Here is a 20,479-nt window from a genome sequence, read left to right on the forward strand (position 1 = left end):
TAGAACATGCCCTACCAATCCCCGATTTCCCCCGGCGTCTCCTGGTATGAGTCGACCATTGCGGATCGCACCGAATATCCGGCATTGGACGGTTCGCGCACCGCCGACGTCGTCATCGTGGGCGGCGGCTTTACCGGCCTTTCCGCCGCCGTTCACCTCGCCTCGGCGGGCGTCGGCGTCGTCCTCTTGGAAGCCTGCCGTTTCGGTGACGGCGCCTCGGGGCGCAATGGCGGTCAGCTCGGCACCGGACAGCGCGCCTGGGCGGAGGAGCTGGAAGGACAATACGGCTTTACCCGCGCCAAGGCGCTGTTCGATCTTGCCGAAGAGGCGAAGGCACACCTTCTGCAGTTCGCCGACACGCACAAGATCGACATCGAATTCGTGCCGGGGCAAATGTCCGTTGTGCACAAGAAGCGCTATCTGAAAGATTACCGCGCCCATGCCGAACTGATGGCAACGCGTTTCGGCTATCCGCATATTCACTACATGGATGCGGTGGAGACAGCGGAACGCCTCGGTTCCACGCGCTATCTCGGCGGTGTCTACGATGCGGGCACCGGCCATATCCAGCCGATGAAACTTGTGGTCGGCACAGCACGGGCGGCCGCGCGGGCCGGGGCCCATCTTTACGAGAATACCAAAGTTACCGGCATCACCTCGCAGAACGGGCGCGTGACGGTGGCAACGGCCAAAGGCGATGTGACGGCCGCCAAATGCCTGATCGCGGTCAATGCCTATGGCGGCAACCTCGAACCGGTCAGTGCTTCGCATGTCATGCCGATCCGCTCGTTCATCGGCGCTACGGTGCCGCTTGGCCAAGACAGTCCAGTCCTGCCCGGCGGCGAGAGCGTCGATGACTCCCGCTTTGTCGTGCGCTATTTCCGCCGTTCCAAGGATGGGCGGCTGCTGTTCGGCGGACGGGAAGCCTACACCGCAGACAATCCGCTTGATATCAGCACCCATATCCGCCGGCAGATCGCCGAGATTTATCCGGCACTCGCCGAGGTGGAAATCACGCAGGCCTGGGGCGGCTCCGTCGGCATCACTCTGCCCCGGCAGCCCTTCGTGCGCGAAGTCATGCCCAATGTCATTTCGGCGGGCGGCTATTCCGGTCATGGCGTGATGCTGTCGAACTATGCCGGCAAGCTGTATGCCGAAACCGTCGCCGGCAATCGCGACCGCCTGAAACTGCTGGAAGAGCTGAAAGTACCGGCATTTCCGGGCGGGCGCACCTTCCGCGCGCCCTTGCTGTTTCTGGCACTCAGCTGGTATGCCCTGATGGACCGGATCTGAATCCCGGCTAGTTTCCCCGGTATGCGGGCACCCGCCGCCCGATCCAGGCATTCAACCCTTCCCGTGTATCGTGCGACGGCGCGACACGGGCAAACTGTTCGCTTTCCATCTGCAACCCCTCGCCGATAGGCATGTTCAACCCGCGTGTGACCGCAGTGATGATGCCCGCAGCCACCACCGGGGAATGGCGCAGAATACGGCCGGCAAGCTCGATCGCTGCGGGAAGCAGGTCTTCGTGGGGAACCACCCTGTTGACGAGGCCGAGTTCGAGGGCTCGCGCCGCTGAAAAAGTATCGCCGGTCAACAGCAGTTCCAGCGCGCGCTTGCGTCCGGCAAGGCGCGGCAGGCGCTGGGTGCCGCCAAAGGTCGGCGGGATACCGATATTGATTTCGGGCTTGGCAAATACGGCGCGCTCGCTTGCAACGGCCAGATGCACCGCCTCGGTGATTTCGCAACCGCCGCCGAAGGCAATGCCATTGACGGCAGCAATGACCGGCTTGCGAAACGCCTCCATCCGTGCGGTCATCGCCTGCCCCCGCCGCACGAACGCCCTGACGGCGATATCAACGCCCTCGCTTATGCTCTGCGAGAATTCATGAATGTCTCCGCCTGCTGAAAACGCCCGGTCGCCTGCGCCCGTCAGAATGACGGCGCGGATGCCGGGATCATCCTCGATGCGGTCGAGAAGCTGCAGCAGCAGATCATTGGTTGCATAGTTCAGGGCATTGAGCTTTTCCGGCCGGTTCAGGGTCAGGAACGCGATATTGTCTTTGATTTCGAAGAGCACGGGATCGGACATCGGCTTTGCCTTTCACAGAAGGGATCAAGGCCGAAGATGTAATGCCCCTTGCGCATTGTGTATATTCACTGGTTGGTATACTTTATCACTATGCCAAGGACATCCGACCCGACCCGCGACCGCATTCTCGATGCCGCCAGCTGCCTGTTCTATGCGCAGGGTATCCGTGCAGTCAGCGTGGATGCCGTTGCGGAAGCGGCGGAGCTGACAAAGCGGACGCTGTACTATCATTTCAAGAGCAAGGACGATCTGGTTGCCGCCTATCTCCAGTCGCGCGACCAGCCCAATCTTGCGCTGTTTGCGAAATGGTTCAACGCGGCGGACGGCGCGATTGCGGACAAGGTCGGAGCGATCTTCACCCATCTGGCCAAGGCCGCGCGGCACAAAAAATGGAAAGGCTGCGGTTTCCTGCGGACAGCCGCCGAACTGGCCAACATGCCCGGCCATCCCGCCATCAAGATCGGTTCCGCACACAAGAAGAAATTCGAGGCGTGGCTGGCGGATGTTCTGGCAACAGCCGGCGTGGAAGAGCCGCAAGCCCTCGCCCGGCAGATTGTTCTGCTGATGGACGGAGCCTTTTCGGTCATGCTCGTCCATCGCGACGCCAGCTATGTCGAGGCTGCGGGCAAAGCGGCAGCGGCCCTTGTTCACCTGTCTGAAATCAGGACCGCCGAGCGACCTTCGCTTTCAAACAAGTCTCAGTTGTCCAGATAGCTTCCAGGATTGTAGAGAAGCTGGACTCGCCTGGCATTCATCAACTGCTTGGGAGAGAACCAGAAAAATCTCTCGCCCTGCGGATCGTCATCGATGGCAAATTGCAGGCTGCGGAAAATGGCCAGCCAAACGAGTTTCGAACAATAGAAACCGGAATCGTCGTTCAAATCCAGATTGAAGAATTCATAGGGGCGGCCAAGATATTTTTTTGCTTCGGCTGGTATTTCCGAGCGCTGTTCCTGCGGCAAATCCTCAACCCGGCCAAGCCAGATATCTTCTCCGGGGCGGGAAGCAAGCCAGTCTTCATAGGAATGCCTGATCACGCCTTGGCCCGAGACTGCCTCAATCACAAACGGCGCGCCATCGCAAATTTCAAGGATAGCCACATGTCCAACGTAGACGATCGATCCCGTCCCCAATGACGCCGCGTTCAGGGTGTGCGACCCGTGATATTGTCTGGCAAACGCTTCAAAGCTCAGCCGATTGAGCCGGTTTTCTTGCGATGCGGCGAAATCCGGATCGGATTTTGCTGCTCGCTCCAGATAAGCGCTCTTCTCGGCTTCGAACTTTTGCTTGTCGTAAAAATCAGTTGGAATCTGCCGCATCTCAGGCGCGTAGGACGCGGAATAGGGAACGATAACGCCCGGCTTCTTCGGCCACACAAAATCACCTGACTGAAATCCCGATGGATCGGGCCGGGACGTCTTCGCCGTGGTGAGAGGCTCCGGGAGCGCCAAGCTACACCTTCTTCACGATCACGCTGCCGACGGAATAGCCCGCGCCAAAGGAACAGATGACGCCCAGGCTGCCCGGCGCAAGATCATCGGAATATTTCGAGAAGGCAATGATCGACCCTGCAGAGGACGTATTGGCGTAGTCCTGCAGGATGTTCGGCTGTTCTCCCGCTTCCGGTTCACGCCCCAGCACCTTCGACCCGATCAGATCGTTCATGCCCTTGTTGGCCTGATGCAGCCAGAGCCTCGACAGATGTGCCGGTGCGACATTCTCGTCGGCAAGGTGGGTAAGGATCAGGTCGGAAACAATCGGCACGACCTGCTTGAACACCTTGCGGCCTTCCTGGCGGAACAGCATGTCGCGGCGATCGGTCATGTGGCCCTCGCGCGTGCGGCGCAGGAAACCGTTATTGTTGCGGATATTGTTGGAGAACTGGGTCAGACAGCGGGTCGAGATGATCTCGAACCGGTCCGGTGCCGTTGCAAGGTCGTCGCGCTCCAGAAGCACCGCCGTGCAGACATCGCCGAAAATGAAATGGCAGTCGCGGTCACGCCATTCGAGATGGGCGGAGCAAATCTCCGGATTGACCATGAGAATGGCACGGGCCGACCCGGAACGGATCATGTCGGCCGCCGCCTGGATGCCGAATGTCGCCGACGAACAGGCAACGTTCATGTCGAAGCCGAAGCCCTGTATCCCCAGCGCTTCCTGCACCTCGATGGCAATCGCCGGATAGGGGCGCTCGTGATTGGAAGCAGCGCAGATCACGGCGTCCACGTCGCCAGCGGTACGGCCGGCCTTGGCCAGCGCAGCGGTTGCCGCCTTGACCGCCATTTCGGCCATGACGGACAATGCATCGTCACTGCGCTCCGGCAGGACGGGATGCATGACCGCCGGATCGAGAATCCCCGACTTGTCGAGCACGTAGCGCCGCTCGATCCCCGATGCGCGGACGATGAAATCTTCCGCCGACATCGTCATCGGTGCGCGCGTGCCCGCCGCGATCTCATCGGCATGGATTTCGTTCTGCCGCGTGGCATAGCTGTTGAATGCTTCAACGAGTTCGGCATTGCTGATGGAGAGTTCCGGCGTAAAGACACCGGTACCGCTTATGACGACCTTGTGCATGGCGTTTCCATAATTTTATCTGCCTGAAGCGTTAGACGCTCAAGTCTCGTCGCGCAAGCTATGATGTATTGTCATCAAGAGTTCATGCGCCGGTCTTAGCGTTCCCCGGTGTTTGAATGAAATACTGGGGATTTTCTGATGACGCTAAGCAATGCGACTGACGCACGTCTGCTAAAAGACGAACACCCGCTCGACAAACCAAGCAATTTAGGCAACTGGCCTAATTATGCGGTGGTCGCCATCCTGATTGGCGGCCTTTTTTATGTCGGATATTCACTCACCCAGGATCTGACCAGCTCGGTCGCCGTGCCGTGGATTCTCCTAGGGCTTGCACTTGTCACGGCGCTGGGCTTTGAATTCGTCAATGGTTTTCACGATACCGCCAACGCGGTTGCAACGGTGATCTACACGAATTCCCTGCCCGCCGAGATCGCCGTGATCTGGTCCGGCATTTTCAATTTTCTCGGGGTCATGACCGCAAGCGGTGCCGTTGCCTTCGGCATCATCTCGCTTCTGCCGGTCGAACTGATCATGCAGGTCGGCTCGAGCGCCGGTCTTGCCATGGTATTCTCGCTGCTGACCGCCGCCATTCTGTGGAACCTCGGCACCTGGTATCTGGGGCTGCCTGCCTCCAGTTCGCATACGCTGATCGGTTCGATCGTCGGCGTCGGTCTCGCCAATCAATTCCTGGCGCCGACCGGCACGGCCACCAGCGGCGTCGACTGGTCGAAGGCGACGGAAGTTGGCATGTCGCTGCTCATTTCGCCGCTCGTCGGCTTCGGCATGGCCGCCCTGCTGCTGCTGGCGATGCGGCTGCTGATCAAAAACAAAGCCCTCTATGAAGCGCCGAAAGGCCAGACCCCGCCGCCTTTGTGGATCCGCGGCCTGCTGATTTTCACCTGCACGGGTGTCAGCTTCGCCCATGGCTCCAATGACGGCCAGAAGGGTATGGGGCTGATCATGCTGATCCTGATCGGTGTCGTACCGACATCCTTCGCGCTCAACCGCACCCCGGATATCAATTATCTGGAAGCCTACAAGTCCGCCGCGACCGCAGCCGCAACCACCTTGCGCTCCTATGAAAAGCCCGGCATCACCGTCACCGATGCCAATGCGGTGGTCAGCAATGCAGTGCGCAACAAGACATGGAGCGATGAAACCACCGTCGCATTGCGCCAGTTCATCGACCAGACCAATGCCAGCATATCGCCCTACGGTTCCGCATCGACGGTTCCGGTCGGCATGGTCAGCAACACCCGCAACAACATGTATCTGACCGGCGAAGCGTTGAAGCTGATCGACAAGGCCAAGCTGCTGCCGATGCAACCGGCTGACCTTGCCACCATCAAGACCTATCACCAGGCCATCGACAATGCGACAAAGTTCATCCCGACCTGGGTGAAGGTTGCCGTGGCGCTGGCCCTCGGTCTGGGCACGATGGTGGGCTGGCGGCGGATCGTCGTGACCGTCGGTGAAAAGATCGGCAAGACTCACCTCACCTATGGACAGGGCGCTTCGGCCGAACTGGTTGCCATGGGCACGATCTTCACCGCCGACACGCTGGGCCTGCCGGTCAGCACGACCCACATTCTTTCGTCGGGCGTGGCGGGATCGATGGTGGCAAACGGCTCGGGCCTGCAGATGTCGACGGTGCGCAATCTGCTGATGGCCTGGGTGCTGACACTGCCGGTGTCGATTGCCCTGTCCTTTACCCTGTTCGTGATCCTGCGCCAGCTGATCTAGGAACGGGACTTATCGATGCGAAAATGGCCGGCAATGCCGGCCATTTTGTTTGATCAGGATCCCTTCGGCGCATCGGCGCCTTCGGTTACCTCGGCCCAGGCATCGAAATCCCGCTGCAGCTCTGCAATCTTGTTGCGGGCTCCGGCGAGCGCAAACTTGCCAAGCAGCAGGCGCAGTGGCGGCTTTTCCGCTTCCACGGCCTGGACGATCGCCTTGACCGCCCGCACCGGATCGCCCGGCTGATTGCCGCTGGATGTCCTGATCTGCTGCATGCGCTGATCGGAGGTCTCGCGATAATCCTCGATGGTCGTCGGCGCTTCGTTGGCCGAGCGTCCGGCCCAGTCCGTGCGGAAACCACTGGGCTCCACGATCAGAACCTTGATCCCAAGATGCGCCACTTCCTTGGACAGGGCTTCCGAAATCGCTTCGACGCCGAATTTGGTGGCGTTGTAGAAGCTCACGGCCGAATTGGCCACAAGGCCGCCAATCGATGAAATATTGACGACAGTCCCCGACCGCTGCTTGCGCATGACGGGCAGGACGGCCCGGGTCATATTGACGAGACCCCAGACGTTGATTTCGAACATCTGGCGCACTTCATCGATGTCGCTCTCTTCAAGCGAACCGAAATAGCCGATGCCGGCATTGTTGACGAGCACATCGATACGGCCGAAGCGGGCTTCCGCCGCCTTGACGGCAGCGGCAATATCGTCCGCATTGGTCACGTCGAGTTTGAGCACAAGGGCCTTGTCCTCATTGCCCCGCGCCAGATCTTCGATCTGTGCAGGATTGCGCGCGGTGATGACGGTGGGATAACCCAGTTCAAGCGTGTGGCGCGCCAGTTCGCGGCCAAAACCGGTTGAACAGCCAGTGATGAACCAGACGGGTTTTGATGTCATGATCATGTCCTTGAGGGATGAGCGGCGCCGCTGATCGGACCACGATCAGCCGGAGGCAGCCATTGGGGAAATTGGACGACACACCGGATGTAGGCCAATGCAGCCGTGATTCAAGACAAAATCAGTTGATTCCGTCTAAATGCAGCGCCCACCATCCACTTCCAGCGCCACGCCCGTGATGAATTCGGCCTCGCTGGAAGCGAGCCAAAGCGCTGCGTTGGCAATATCGAGCGGTGTCGACAGGCGGCCGAGCGGGATCGAAGCCTTGAACTGCGCGCGCTTTTCCGGGGTGTCCTCGCCCATGAACAGGCTGAGCATGCCGGTATCGCCCGCCACGGGACAGAGGCAATTGACCCGGATGTTTTTCGGTGCCAGTTCAACCGCCATGGATTTCGTCGCGGTGATCGCCCAGCCCTTGGACGCGTTGTACCAGGTCAGGCCGGGACGCGGGCGCAGGCCAGCCGTCGATGCCGTGGTGATGATGGAGCCGCCGCCCTGCATTTCCATGATCGGCACCACGGCAAGCGTTGCGTAGTAGATCGCCTTCATGTTGACAGCCGAGATCAGGTCGAACGTGCTTTCATCCACCTCGAGCATGGAGCCGTTGCGATGCGTGAACCCGGCATTGTTGATCATGATATCCACGCGGCCGAACGTGTCCATGGCAGACGCAACCATGGCATCCACATCTTCCTTGCGCGACACATCGGCCTGGACAGCAATGGCATTCTTGCCGATGGCATCGGCAACGGCTTCCGCGCCCTTGTGATTGAGATCAGCGACGACGACGTTGGCCCCCGCTTCGGCAAAGCGCTTCGCCATCCCCTCGCCGAATCCGGCTGCCGCGCCGGTGATGATCGCTGTCTTGCCTGCCAAACGGGTCATGTCATTTCCTCATGCTATTGATCTTGAATGGGATTGTTCCGGGTGTTCGCCCGGTCAGTCGTGGCGGAACACGACCGTTTTGGTTGCGGACATGTCGAAGAGCGCTTCAAAGCCCTTTTCGCGTCCGTGGCCGGATTTCTTGAAACCGCCAAACGGCAATTCGACACCGCCGCCAGCACCATAGGCGTTGACGAAAACCTGTCCGGCACGCACTTTCTTGGCGACACGGTGCTGGCGCGCACCGTCCCGGGTCCAGATACCCGCGACAAGCCCGTAATCGGTGCCGTTGGCAAGCCTGATGGCATCCGCTTCGTCATCGAATGCGAAGAGCGACAATACCGGCCCGAACACTTCTTCCTGCGCCAGCACCGAAGCGGGATCGACAGCGCCGAAAAGCACGGGGGCGACGTAATAGCCCTCCAGCGGCGCATCCACATGAATGGAACCGCGGGCAACAACCTCTATTCCGGACTCGGCGGCGGAGGTGATGAAATTCTCGACCTTGCGCTTCTGCGCCGGGTTTACCATCGGGCCGAGATCGAGGTCCATGTCGTGCGGTGCGGCGACAAGCTTGCTGAACCGTTCACCCAACGCTGCCGCGACATCGTTGTAGATCGGCCGCTCGATCAGGATGCGGCTGCCCGCCGAGCAGGTCTGGCCGCCGTTCTGGATGATGGCGTTGACCAGAACCGGCAGGGCCTTTTCCACATCCGCATCGGCAAACAGGATTTGCGGCGACTTGCCGCCCAGTTCCATGGTGACGCCGCGATTGTTCGCGGCGGCGGCCTGCTGGATCGCGGTCCCGGTAACCGGCGAGCCGGTGAAGGTGACGTAATCGATGCCCGGATGCGATGACAGGGCCGCACCTGCGTCGCGGCCATAACCGGTGATGATATTGAGAACGCCATCCGGAAATCCCGCCTCGATGGCCAGTTCGCCGATGCGGATGGCGGACAGCGAGGCATCCTCGGCCGGTTTGATGACCAGCGTATTGCCCATCGCCAGCGCTGCGCCGACCACGCGCGCCATGATTTGCATCGGATAGTTCCATGGGATGATACCGGCAACCACGCCATGCGGTTCGCGCAGTGTCAGCGCCGTGAACCCGTCGAGAAAGGGAATGGTATCGCCATGGATCTTGTCGGCGGCGCCGCCATAGAATTCATAGTAGCGCATGGTCGCAGCGACATCCGCCTTGCCCTGACGGACCGGCTTGCCGGTATCGCGCGATTCGAGCGCCGCAAGCTCGTCGCCATGCTCCTCGACAAGCTGGCCGAGCCGCGTCAGCAGGCGGCCGCGCTCGAAGGCTGGCATCCGGCTCCAGGGGCCGCGTTCGAAGGCTTCCCGCGCCGCCCGCACCGCACGATCCACATCATCGGCATTGCCCGCCGGAATGGTGGCAAAGGGCAAACCATCGGACGGACACAAAACAGTGATCGTTTCCTGCGAGAGTGCGGCGACCCGCCGGCCATTAATGATATTCAGGAAATTCTTATCCTGTGCGACAATTCGAGAGAGATTCTGATCCATGACGGGTTCCTGCTTTGCGCCGATGGTATTGGAATTGAACCGTCTTGGGAATGCATTTTGACGCAGAAGACGGATCGGCGCTGGCCTTTTTAAATCGATTAGATTATATAGGCCTGCATCAGCGGAACACCTATTTTTGGCATAGCGAGACTTCATCTTATGACAAGCCAGATTATCCCGGTTGAACCTTTTGACTGCATCGTCTTCGGCGGCAGCGGCGATCTTGCCGAGCGCAAACTGATCCCAGCGCTCTATCAACGCCAGCGGGACGGCCAGTTGACGGAGCCCACCCGCATCATTGGCGCATCGCGTTCGGCGATGTCCGACGCCGACTACCGCAAGTTTGCGGAAGCCGCGATCAAGGAACATGTCAAACCAGAAGAGATCGACAAGAAGCAGGTAGAACAGTTCCTGCAGCGCCTGTCCTATGTTGCCGTCGATGCGACATCGGACAATGGCTGGGACGATCTCAAAAGCGCGATTGGCGATGCCACCAAAAAGATCAGGGCGTTTTACCTTGCCGTGAGCCCGAGCCTGTTCGGCGACATCGCCAGCCGCTTGAAGAAATATGAGCTGATCACCGATCAGACCCGTATCATTGTCGAAAAGCCGATCGGCCGCGACCTTCAGTCGGCCATTGCGCTCAACGATACGATCGGCAGCGTTTTCAACGAACAGCAGATTTTCCGCATCGATCACTATCTCGGCAAGGAAACGGTGCAGAACCTGATGGCGCTGCGCTTTGCCAATGCGCTCTATGAGCCGCTGTGGAACTCGGCGCATATCGACCACGTGCAGATCACGGTCGCGGAAGCAGTGGGCCTCGAAGGCCGCGCCGGTTACTACGATACGGCCGGGGCGCTGCGCGACATGGTGCAGAACCACATGCTGCAGCTTCTCTGCCTTGTTGCGATGGAGCCTCCCGCATCCATGGATGCCGATGCTGTGCGCGATGAGAAGTTGAAAGTCCTGCGCTCGCTTGCCCGCATCGATGGCAAGAATGCCGAAGAGCTGACCGTGCGCGGCCAGTACCGCGCCGGTGCGTCCGCCGGCGGCCCGGTCAAGGGCTATCAGGAAGAACTGGGTTCGACCAGCAATACGGAAACCTTCGTCGCCATCAAGGCCGAGATCGCCAACTGGCGCTGGGCCGGCGTTCCGTTCTACCTGCGCACCGGCAAACGTCTGGCCACGCGGGCGTCGGAGATCGTCGTTTCGTTCAAGCCCATTCCGCACTCGATCTTTGGCGAGAGCGCGGGCCGGGTCGTCGCCAATCAGCTGGTGATCCGCTTGCAGCCCGACGAAGGCGTGAAGCAGTGGATGATGATCAAGGATCCGGGTCCGGGCGGCATGCGCCTGCGCCACGTTCCGCTCGACATGAGTTTTGCGGAATCGTTCCAGGTGCGCAGCCCCGACGCCTATGAACGCCTGCTGATGGATGTGGTGCGCGGCAACCAGACCCTGTTCATGCGCCGTGACGAAGTCGTGGCCGCATGGCGCTGGATTGATCCGATCCTCAAAGCGTGGACCGACAATGACCAGTCCGCCGCAGGTTATACCGCCGGTACATGGGGACCATCCGCGGCCATCGCGTTGATTGAACGCGACGGACGCACCTGGCACGAGACATGATCATGCAGCAGACACTGAACAGTTTTGCAGACGGGAACGCTCTTGCGGAAGCACTGGCGACCCGTGTTGCAGCAGAGCTGCAGGCCGCATGCGATGCACGCGGCAAGGCGGTTCTGGCCGTATCGGGCGGAACCACCCCTGCCCGCTTTTTCAAGGCGTTGTCCGTCAAGGACCTGCCCTGGAGCAAGATCACCGTCACCCTGGTGGATGAACGTTTCGTGCCGCCATCCAATGACCGCTCCAACCAGAAGCTGGTAACGGATCTGCTTCTGCAGAATGCGGCGGCGAAGGCCAATTTCGTCGGCCTTTATCATGCCTCTGCGGACACGGAAGAAGCCGTTCAATTGGCGACGACCGCCATTGCTGCCTTGGGCCAGCCATTCGACGTGACCATCCTCGGCATGGGCGGTGACGGTCACACGGCCTCGTTCTTCCCCGGCGGCGACCGTCTTGCCGACGCGATTTCGATGACGCAGCCGGCGCTCGTCCTGCCGATGCAGGCGGAAGGCGCCGGTGAGCCGCGCCTGACACTCACCCTGCCGGTGATCGTCCATTCCCGCCTGGTGGTGCTGCACATCGAAGGCGACGGCAAAAAGGCCGTTCTCGACAAGGCGCTTGGTGACGGGGCAACCGCTGACATGCCCATTCGCGCTGTCCTGCGCCACACACCCATCAATCTTGAGATTTTCTGGGCTCCATAAGGAGAAAACCAATGACCGTCCTGCAAAGGGTCAAAAGCATTACCAACCGCATCCGTGAGAGGTCGATCCCGACCCGCGATGTCTATCTCGACCGTTTGCGCGAGGCTGCCTCCCACAAGCCGAAACGCTCGGCTCTCGCCTGCGCCAATCTTGCCCATGGATTTGCCGCCTGCGGACCGTCCGACAAGGCGGCGCTGGCTGGCGATGTCCTGCCGAATATCGGTATCATCACCTCCTACAACGACATGCTGTCGGCGCACCAGCCCTTCGAAACCTATCCGCAGCTGATCAAGGCGGCGGTGCATGAAGCGGGCGGTGTGGCGCAGGTTGCCGGCGGCGTACCCGCCATGTGCGATGGCGTGACCCAGGGACAGCCGGGCATGGACCTTTCGCTGTTTTCCCGCGATGTCATTGCCATGGCGACGGCTGTTGGCCTGTCGCACGACATGTTCGATGCGGCTGTCTATCTCGGCGTCTGCGACAAGATCGTACCGGGCCTCGTCATCGGCGCGCTGACCTTCGGCCACCTGCCCGCGGTGTTCATCCCGGCCGGTCCGATGACCACGGGCCTTCCCAATGACGAGAAGGCAAAAACCCGCCAGCTCTATGCGGAAGGCAAGGTCGGCCGCGACAAGCTGCTGGAGTCGGAATCAAAATCCTACCACGGACCGGGAACCTGTACCTTCTACGGCACGGCCAATTCCAACCAGATGCTCATGGAAATCATGGGGCTGCATACGCCCGGCTCGTCCTTCATCAATCCGGGCACGCCCTTGCGCGAAGCCCTGACACGCGAGGCCGCCAAGCGCGCGCTTGCCATCACGGCGCTTGGCAACGAATACACGCCGGTCGGGGAAATGATCGACGAAAAAACCATCGTCAACGGCGTCATCGGGCTGCACGCGACAGGCGGTTCGACCAACCACACCATGCACCTCGTCGCCATGGCGGCGGCGGCGGGCATCAAGCTGACCTGGCAGGATATTTCCGACCTTTCCGACGTGGTGCCGCTGCTCGCCCGCGTCTATCCGAATGGCCTTGCCGATGTGAACCATTTCCATGCGGCGGGCGGCATGGGCTACATCATCCGCGAACTGCTGGATGCAGGCCTTCTGCACGAGGACGTGAAAACTGTCTGGGGCGAAGGCCTGCGCGCCTATACGATCGAGGTCAAACTCGGTGAAAACGGCACCGTGCAGCGCAATCCCATTCCAAGCGAAAGCGCCGACAAGAAGGTCCTGTCCACGGTCAAGGAGCCGTTCCAGGCAACCGGCGGCCTGAAGATGCTGAAGGGCAATCTCGGCACTGCCGTCATCAAGACATCGGCGGTCAAGCCGGAGCGGCGCATCATCGAGGCGCCTGCCATCGTGTTCGACAGCCAGGCAGCGCTGCAGGACGCTTTCAAGGCCGGAAAGCTCGACCGCGACTTTGTCGCCGTGGTCCGTTTCCAGGGTCCAAAGGCCAATGGCATGCCGGAACTGCACAAGCTCACGCCGCCGCTCGGCGTTCTACAGGATCGCGGCCACATGGTGGCGCTGGTGACCGACGGGCGCATGTCGGGTGCTTCGGGCAAAGTGCCCGCGGCGATCCACGTGACGCCGGAAGCCTTGAGCGGCGGCATCATCGGCAAGATCCGCGATGGCGATATGATACGTCTCGACGCGGAGATCGGAACGCTCGACGTGCTGGAAGACCCGGAGGTTCTCGCCGCCCGTCCCGAACCGGTCGTCGACCTCAGCCACAACGGCTATGGCATGGGCCGCGAACTGTTCGCCGCCTTCCGCAACGTGGTGGGCCGCGCCGACGAAGGCGCTTCGGTTTTCGGCTGATCAATAGGTGGTGCGGCGCTCATCGGAGGGTGAGCGCCCGAACTGCGCCCGGTAGCTCTGGGCAAAATAGGAATGGGACGTGAAGCCCGTTGCCAGCGCCACATCGAGGATGGGCGAATGCGTCTGCCGCAATAGCTCGCGCGCCCGCTCCAGCCGCAGGCTCATGTAATAGCGCCCCGGCGTCATGTTGAGATGGCGCAGGAACAAGCGCTCCACCTGGCGGACGGACAGGCCAACGGCCTTGGCCAGCCGCACCGCCGATTTCGGCTGTTCGAGATTGTCGGCCATCAGCTCGACGATCTTGCGCAGCTTCTCGGATTTTCCGGTCAGATCCCGCTCCGGCCCGATGCGCTGGCGATCGGTCTGCGAACGGATGCGCTCATGGTGGAACTGGTTGGCCACTTCATTGGCAAGGCCGGGATCGAAATCCTGCCGGATGATCTCCAGCATCAGATCGATCGACGTGGTCCCGCCCGCGCAGGTATAGCGCTTGCGGTCGATCTCGAAAACATTGCCGGTGCATTCGATCTGCGGAAAACGCTCCTGAAAACCGGCGCGGTTTTCCCAATGAATCGTGCAGCGATGCCCTTCCAGTTGCCCCGCTTCGGCAAGGATGTAACTGCCGATGTTGAGCCCGCCCAGCGCCGCGCCGCGCCGTCCAAGATTGCGCAGCGCCGCAATGACCTTGGGCTTTTCTTCAAATTCGGTGGTCAGCCCGGCGCAGATGAAGAAAATATCGGCGGCGGGAAGCTCCGCCAGCGAATATTGCACATTGATCTGCAGACCGTTGGATGCGGTCACCGGCGCACCGGTGGCGGACACGGTGGTCCAGCCGTAGAAGGGCTCTTCCGCCATCCGGTTGGCCGTGCGCATCGTATCGATGGCAGCGGCAAGGCTGAACATCGGGAATTTGTCGACAAGCAGAAAAGCGAAGGTTCTACTGACCTTGAGGGCTTCGGGCATATGCTGTTCTAACGACAATCCGGTTGCAAACCAATGAATTAGAAGCGGGGCGGTGTTTTTCCGGCGCTGCGGTGGGCGGCAACCAGCGTGTTGGCCATCAGCATGGCAATCGTCATCGGCCCGACACCACCGGGAACCGGCGTCAGTGCACCGGCGACGGGAGCCACGTCGGCAAAATCGACATCGCCGACAAGACGCGTCTTGCCTTCACCCCGCTCGGGAGCCGGGATGCGGTTGATGCCGACATCGATGACGGTCGCGCCGGGCTTCACCCAATCGGCCTTGATCATCTGCGGGCGGCCGACGGCAGCAACGAGAATATCGGCATTGCGGCAAAGGCCCGGAAGGTCCTTCGTCTTGCTGTGGGCAATCGTGACCGTGGCATTGTGTGCGAGCAGCAGATTGAACATCGGTTTGCCGACGATGTTCGAGCGGCCGACAACCACCGCATTGAGGCCCGAGAGATCGCGGCCGAGGATGCGGTCGATCAGCAGCATCGAGCCCTCGGGCGTGCAGGGAACGAATGCGGTTTCAAGCTCGCCGGTTCCCAGCTTGCCGACATTGATGAAGTGGAAGCCGTCGACATCCTTGTCGGGCGAAATGGTCTGGATGATGCGGCCGGAATCGATGTGCTTGGGCAATGGCAGCTGCACGAGAATACCGTGGATGGCCGGATCGGCATTGAGCGTTTCAACCAGCTTGACCAGTTCATCTTCGCTCGTCTGTTCCGGCAGGGTGTGCTGCACGGAATGGAAGCCGCATTCCCTTGCCTTGCGTCCCTTGGAGGCGACATAGACTTGGCTGGCCGGGTCTTCGCCAACGATCACCACGGCAATGCCCGGCGTGATGCCAGTGACCTCAATCAGCTCGGCGGCGGACGCCTTCACCTTTGAAACCACGTCTTCGGCAATCTGCTTGCCATCAATCGTCACTGCCATGTGCTGCTCCTGGGCATCGCGCTTCGGGAATGGACGTCATTCTGAGGATTCTGAGGCAATACAATACCGCCAGAACGGCGTTCACTGACGCAATAACGAAAGCGGCCCATAAGGGCAATGCGATGATGTGACCCAAGGATGGTTCTGGGGCTTGCGAATACGCCAAAACCACGCATGATCACACTGTTCCGCCCGCAAACTGGATTCGTCGATGCGCTATTCCGCTTTCTCCCTTCTCAAGAACGCCCTCAACGGCAACAAGGACTGGAAGCCCGCGTGGCGCAAGCCCGATCCGAAACCGGCCTATGATGTGGTGATCATCGGCGGCGGGCACGGGCTGGCAACGGCCTATTATCTCGCCAAGGAGCATGGCATCCGCAACATCGCCGTGGTGGAAAAAGGGTGGCTCGGTTCCGGCAATATCGGCCGCAACACGACGGCGGTGCGCTCCAATTATCTCCTGACGGAAAACCAGCACTTCTATGAAGCATCCATGAAGCTCTGGGAGACCATGTCGCACGACCTCAATTACAATGTGATGTTCTCGCAGCGCGGCGTGGTCAATCTCGCGCACAATCTCCCCCAGCTCGATGTCTATGTCAGGCGCGGCAACCAGATGCGGCTCAACGGCATCGATTGCGAACTGCTCAATCCGAAACAGCTGGAGAAACTCATTCCCGGCCTCGACACCAGCGCATCGGCACGGTTTCCAATCATTGGCGGCCTGATGCAGCGCAGCGCTGGCACGGCACGCCACGATGCCGTGGTCTGGGCCTATGCCCGCGCGGCCGACCAGCTCGGCGTCGATATCATCGAGAATTGCGAAGTCACGGGCTTCATCAAGGACGGCGACAAGGTGACGGGCGTCATGACCACCCGCGGTCCGATCAACGCGAAAAAGACCGCTTGCGCCGTGGCCGGACACACCAGCGAGTTGATGCGCCGGGCCGGTGTCGACCGGCTGCCGCTGGAATCGCATGTCCTGCAGGCCTTCGTTTCGGAAGCGCTCAAGCCCGTGGTCGATACGGTCGCGACCTTCGGCGGCGGTCATCTCTATTTCAGCCAGTCGGACAAGGGCGGGCTGGTTTTCGGCGGCGATATCGACGGCTACAATTCCTATGCGCAGCGCGGCAACCTGCCCGTGGTGGAAGATGTGATGAGCGAGTTCGTCGCCCTCATGCCGGCGCTGGCCCGCGTCAAGCTCCTGCGCTCGTGGGGCGGGATCATGGACATGTCCATGGACGGCTCCCCCATCATCACCACCGGTCCATTGCCGGGCATGTATCTGAACACCGGCTGGTGTTACGGCGGATTCAAGGCAACGCCGATCTCCGGCAAATGCTTCGCCTGGACCATCGCCAAGGACGAGCCGCATCCGCTGTCGGCGCCGTTTACGCTCGACCGGTTCTATCGCGGCTATGTCATCGACGATAAAGGCATGGGACCGACGCCGCGCCTGCACTGAAGCCCGGCTTCAGTCTTCGCCGGCACGCTGCCGGAGCACATCGCGGATCTCGGCAATATCCGCGAGCATGTCCTCGATATTGGAATTGTCGTGGTGGCGCGGGGCGTGATGCATGTCGGCATAGTCATAGAGAAACTGCGCAACCGCGACCTGATCCTCGGCCCACGCCGCATCGTCATCGGCCATTACAGCCGCATCGGAAGTGAAATTGCGCGTCTGGGCCTGTTTTATCGCCGCGCCCAGGCGTGATTCTGCGGTTGCCGTGAGCGGGCTGGCAGCAACCTGTTCGGTCCGTTTTCCGCCCGACGGCGGATCAAACGGGCCGTCGTTTCCGGCACCGGCTGGTGCGCGCTCATGCCTGTTGCGGGCAGCGCTGGTCATACCGCGCAGCATTGCGACAGCCAGTCCGGCAAGCAGGCCAGCCAGCAGGCCACCCATTACCGGAACACCGCGTGACGGCCCGGTAGGCTCGGAGGAAGGTTGCGCTGGCGAAATGACCCGGATGCTGGTGCCGCTCATATCGGCGCTTTGCGCGCTTGCCTGACCGCGCTGCGCATAGGCGTCATAGGCCGCGCGCTTCGTTGCGGCATCCTGCTCCAGCGTCCGCAGCCGGGTCATATCCCCGCCTGTTCCGGCCGTGCGCGATTTGATCTGTGCAAGCTGATTTGCCAGGTCCTGTTCGCGCTGCACCGAACGCTTCAGCTCCGTCTGCACCGAGGCGGCCATGCGGCTCAATTCGCTGCGCACTTCCTTGCGGATGCCGTCGACTTCCGACCGCGCCTGAATCAGCTGCGGATGCCGCGGCCCAAGCTTGATCGCCAGCGTATCCGCCTGCTGCTTTAGAGCAGCATATTGCGCACGCAGCGCAGCAATCGCGTCGGACTGCAATGCGTCTGGCACCGCATTGCCGAGAACACTGTCCACCGATGCGCCTTGGATGGCGGTGGCCTGCGCGTTGAGCTTTATCGTCTGATCACGCGCCGCAGCGAGCGCGTCGCCCGCCCTTGCAACATCATCAGCCGGTGCGCCCGGCGCACCGGCGAGATTGTTGTCGATCCTGAATTTCTGTGCCGCGTTCTCGGCCTCCTCCGCAGCACTGCGCAGCTCATTCAGCCGGCCGGCAAGCGGACCCGTTGTTCCAGCGTCAGGTGACGGATTGCGCTGCTCCTCGATGAAGACATCGGACAGAGTGTTGGCCAGGCGTGCGGATTTCTGCGGATCGCTGGATTTGACGGTGATATCGAAGACAAAATTCTGCGCGCTCCGCTCCACGGTGAGATTGTCCGAGAGATTGCGCACCAGCAGCGCTTCGCGCGATGCCGTGTCCGGCGTGCTATCGGTCGAGAAAAGCTCACCCATGGCTGCGAGCCAGCCCTTGTCCTTCAGATTGCCATTGAACTCGGGATCTTTGGCAAGACCCGTCCGGTCGATCACCTGGGAAAGCAGGCGGTTGGAACGGATGGCACGCAACTGGCTCTCGGCAATGGCCAGGGATGCCTCGGCTGGCAGCTGACCGGCTGTAGGCGCTGTCCCGCTCAACGTGATGTTGCTCGGATCGACCAGAAGTTCGGCCGTTGACTGGTAGAGCTTCGGCAGTGTCATCGCATAGCCGGCACCGAGCAACGTGCCGATCAGGGTCGTCGCGATGATCAGCTTTTTGGAACTGACGACATGATCGCGGATGCCAACCGGCTCGATGAAACGTTTCATCGCGCCATGATTGTCAGCAACAGGCTCGACAGGGCTTGCCGCCGGTGCAACGGGTGTCTCGGCCGCAACCGGCGGTGAAAGCGGCGCAGCGGACGGGTTGTCGTCGATCCGGCGGTTGAGCTCTGCCTTGATGGCCGCCATGTCGGCGCGCATGCGATCGATGGCGATCTGCTCGGCCTCTTCATCCGTCAGGGCATCGCCGTGTTCCGCCTGAGGCAGCGGCGTGATTTCGCTGCTGGCCGCCAGGCGCAGCGCCCGCATCCGCTGATAGTGCTCCAGATCGTCTTCGCGGCGCGGGGCTTGCGGGGGTGTTGCAGGCGCCGCGCGTGCAGGCGCATCACCCGCCGCTTCCGGCTGGCTGGCAAACGAGAGCAGCGAGCGTCGTGGCCGCTTGTCTATCCCGTTGTCCCGATCACCCATTCCTGTCCGCACTCCATAAGAACCGTTCAATACCTTACCCCCGAAGCATGGCTTACGGTTAACCCAACCTAAAGTTCTATGGGAAATAAATCGTTAATCATTGGTGAAACACATGGGAATTTATCCGGAGTGCACCGGCGGTACAGCGGTCTTTCCCATTATTTCGACGATCGGCGCCCGGCCGTGCGGTTGACCGGTTGACCCGGCGCTTTGGACCGGATCAAAATGCGGCCACATGATTTGGGAGAAGACAGATGGTTGACAGCGTGGTTCTGGTTGGTTGCGGCAATATGGGTTTTGCCATGCTCAAGGGCTGGCTGGATGCCGGCATGCTGCAGCCGGGACAGGTCCATGTCGTCGAACCGACCGATGCCCTGCGGGAGCGGGCAGCAACACTCGGGGTCAATGCCGTCGCGGGCGCCGCGCAGCTTGCCGCCGGTCTTCAGCCACGTGTGATCCTTGTTGCGGTCAAGCCGCAGGTGATGGGCGACGTCCTGCCCGCCTACAGGCGCTTTGCCGAACACGCGACATTTGTCAGCGTGGCCGCCGGTATTACCGTGAACTTTTTCGAGAAGCATCTCGGCGATAAAACCGCGATCATTCGCACGATCCCCAATACACCAGCGGCCATCGGCAAGGGCATGATCGTCACGTTCCGCAACCCCCATGTGGGTGACAGCGATGCCGCCTTTGTCGATAGGCTGCTGAAAACCAGCGGTGCCGTGGCCTCCGTCGACGATGAAAGCCTGATCGACGCCGTGACGGCCGTATCGGGTTCCGGGCCTGCCTATGTCTTCCATTTCATCGAAGGCCTGACCGAGGCCGGGGTCGCCGCCGGGCTGACGCGGGATATCGCAGGCCTTCTCGCCATGCAGACCGTCTATGGCGCCGGTGCGCTGGCCGCAGCCAGTGCCGATACCCCGACGACGCTGCGCGAACAGGTGACCAGCCCCAACGGTACCACCGCTGCGGCTCTGAAGGTGCTGATGGGCGGGGACCGGCTGAAGAACCTCCTGACCGAGGCCGTGCATGCGGCGCACCAGCGCGCCATCGAACTTGGGAAAGTTTGAGCTTTCCCGCCCCGGCAGGCTGCGCTAG

Annotated in this window: 17 protein-coding genes; 8 read left to right on the forward strand and 9 right to left on the reverse strand. The window is 61.1% G+C overall.

Going from position 1 to position 20,479, the window contains the following annotated elements; genetic code table 11:
• Nucleotides 1-6: 6 nt before the first annotated feature.
• Nucleotides 7-1,293, forward strand: coding sequence for an NAD(P)/FAD-dependent oxidoreductase (locus C5750_RS20870; protein ID WP_105736359.1), 1,287 nt, complete (start codon nt 7-9; stop codon nt 1,291-1,293).
• A 7-nt stretch (nt 1,294-1,300) separates the two neighbouring features.
• Here C5750_RS20870 and C5750_RS20875 read toward each other — a convergent pair whose 3' ends face one another.
• Nucleotides 1,301-2,092, reverse strand: coding sequence for a crotonase/enoyl-CoA hydratase family protein (locus C5750_RS20875; RefSeq protein WP_105736360.1), 792 nt, complete (start codon nt 2,090-2,092; stop codon nt 1,301-1,303).
• 90 nt (nt 2,093-2,182) lie between these two features.
• On the opposite strand from C5750_RS20875, the gene C5750_RS20880 reads away from it, so the two are divergent.
• Entirely contained in the window at nt 2,183-2,806 is a 624-nt protein-coding gene (locus tag C5750_RS20880; RefSeq protein WP_105736362.1) for a TetR/AcrR family transcriptional regulator, read from the forward strand.
• On the opposite strand, the gene C5750_RS20885 is transcribed toward C5750_RS20880, so the two are convergent.
• A complete protein-coding gene (locus C5750_RS20885; protein ID WP_105736364.1) occupies nt 2,791-3,543 on the reverse strand; it encodes a YiiX/YebB-like N1pC/P60 family cysteine hydrolase in 753 nt (250 codons plus the stop codon). The two genes, C5750_RS20880 and C5750_RS20885, sit on opposite strands and share 16 nt — an antisense overlap.
• Nucleotide 3,544: 1 nt before the next feature.
• Complete coding sequence (locus C5750_RS20890) at nt 3,545-4,669, reverse strand: beta-ketoacyl-ACP synthase III (RefSeq protein WP_105736366.1); 1,125 nt, start codon at nt 4,667-4,669, stop codon at nt 3,545-3,547.
• A gap of 138 nt (nt 4,670-4,807) precedes the next feature.
• Between C5750_RS20890 and C5750_RS20895 the strand changes: the two genes are divergently transcribed.
• The gene (locus C5750_RS20895; RefSeq protein WP_105736368.1) at nt 4,808-6,412 is read left to right on the forward strand and encodes an inorganic phosphate transporter; all 1,605 of its coding nucleotides are present in this window, start codon (nt 4,808-4,810) and stop codon (nt 6,410-6,412) included.
• Nucleotides 6,413-6,465: 53 nt separating this feature from the next.
• Here the strand turns inward: C5750_RS20895 and C5750_RS20900 are convergent, their stop codons facing one another.
• The 3 genes from C5750_RS20900 to C5750_RS20910 all read right to left on the reverse strand — a co-directional run bounded on the left by C5750_RS20900 (nt 6,466) and on the right by C5750_RS20910 (nt 9,726).
• On the reverse strand, nt 6,466-7,311 hold the full coding sequence (locus C5750_RS20900; protein ID WP_105736748.1) for an oxidoreductase: 846 nt from the start codon (nt 7,309-7,311) through the stop codon (nt 6,466-6,468).
• 135 nt (nt 7,312-7,446) lie between these two features.
• On the reverse strand, nt 7,447-8,196 hold the full coding sequence (locus C5750_RS20905; protein WP_105736370.1) for an SDR family oxidoreductase: 750 nt from the start codon (nt 8,194-8,196) through the stop codon (nt 7,447-7,449).
• 54 nt (nt 8,197-8,250) lie between these two features.
• Nucleotides 8,251-9,726: an aldehyde dehydrogenase family protein gene (locus C5750_RS20910; protein ID WP_105736372.1), complete on the reverse strand. Its 1,476-nt coding sequence runs from the start codon at nt 9,724-9,726 to the stop codon at nt 8,251-8,253.
• A gap of 159 nt (nt 9,727-9,885) precedes the next feature.
• On the opposite strand from C5750_RS20910, the gene zwf reads away from it, so the two are divergent.
• Genes zwf through edd form a run of 3 tightly spaced genes read left to right on the forward strand, consistent with a single transcriptional unit; the run spans nt 9,886 to nt 13,885 of the window.
• Nucleotides 9,886-11,355: a glucose-6-phosphate dehydrogenase gene (zwf, locus tag C5750_RS20915; RefSeq protein WP_105736374.1), complete on the forward strand. Its 1,470-nt coding sequence runs from the start codon at nt 9,886-9,888 to the stop codon at nt 11,353-11,355.
• A 2-nt stretch (nt 11,356-11,357) separates the two neighbouring features.
• Nucleotides 11,358-12,056, forward strand: a complete 699-nt coding sequence (pgl, locus tag C5750_RS20920) for a 6-phosphogluconolactonase (protein WP_105736750.1) — start codon at nt 11,358-11,360, stop codon at nt 12,054-12,056.
• An 11-nt stretch (nt 12,057-12,067) separates the two neighbouring features.
• Entirely contained in the window at nt 12,068-13,885 is a 1,818-nt protein-coding gene (edd, locus tag C5750_RS20925) for a phosphogluconate dehydratase (RefSeq protein WP_105736376.1), read from the forward strand.
• On the opposite strand, the gene C5750_RS20930 is transcribed toward edd, so the two are convergent.
• Both C5750_RS20930 and folD read right to left on the reverse strand, forming a co-directional pair.
• Nucleotides 13,886-14,848 carry a GlxA family transcriptional regulator gene (locus C5750_RS20930; RefSeq protein ID WP_105736378.1) on the reverse strand — a complete coding sequence of 321 codons (963 nt, stop codon included), beginning with the start codon at nt 14,846-14,848 and terminating at the stop codon, nt 13,886-13,888.
• A gap of 38 nt (nt 14,849-14,886) precedes the next feature.
• Nucleotides 14,887-15,786 (reverse strand): bifunctional methylenetetrahydrofolate dehydrogenase/methenyltetrahydrofolate cyclohydrolase FolD, encoded by a 900-nt coding sequence (folD, locus tag C5750_RS20935; protein WP_105736380.1) that lies wholly within the window; start codon nt 15,784-15,786, stop codon nt 14,887-14,889.
• A gap of 211 nt (nt 15,787-15,997) precedes the next feature.
• On the opposite strand from folD, the gene C5750_RS20940 reads away from it, so the two are divergent.
• Entirely contained in the window at nt 15,998-17,251 is a 1,254-nt protein-coding gene (locus C5750_RS20940; protein WP_105736383.1) for a sarcosine oxidase subunit beta family protein, read from the forward strand.
• Between the two features lie 9 nt (nt 17,252-17,260).
• Here C5750_RS20940 and C5750_RS20945 read toward each other — a convergent pair whose 3' ends face one another.
• Nucleotides 17,261-19,381, reverse strand: a complete 2,121-nt coding sequence (locus C5750_RS20945) for a GumC family protein (protein WP_105736386.1) — start codon at nt 19,379-19,381, stop codon at nt 17,261-17,263.
• Between the two features lie 254 nt (nt 19,382-19,635).
• Here C5750_RS20945 and proC point away from each other — a divergent pair, with 254 nt between their 5' ends.
• On the forward strand, nt 19,636-20,451 hold the full coding sequence (proC, locus tag C5750_RS20950; RefSeq protein ID WP_105736388.1) for a pyrroline-5-carboxylate reductase: 816 nt from the start codon (nt 19,636-19,638) through the stop codon (nt 20,449-20,451).
• Nucleotides 20,452-20,479: the final 28 nt, after the last annotated feature.

It is taken from the genome of Phyllobacterium myrsinacearum (genome assembly GCF_002980555.1).
GTDB lineage: Bacteria > Pseudomonadota > Alphaproteobacteria > Rhizobiales > Rhizobiaceae > Phyllobacterium > Phyllobacterium myrsinacearum.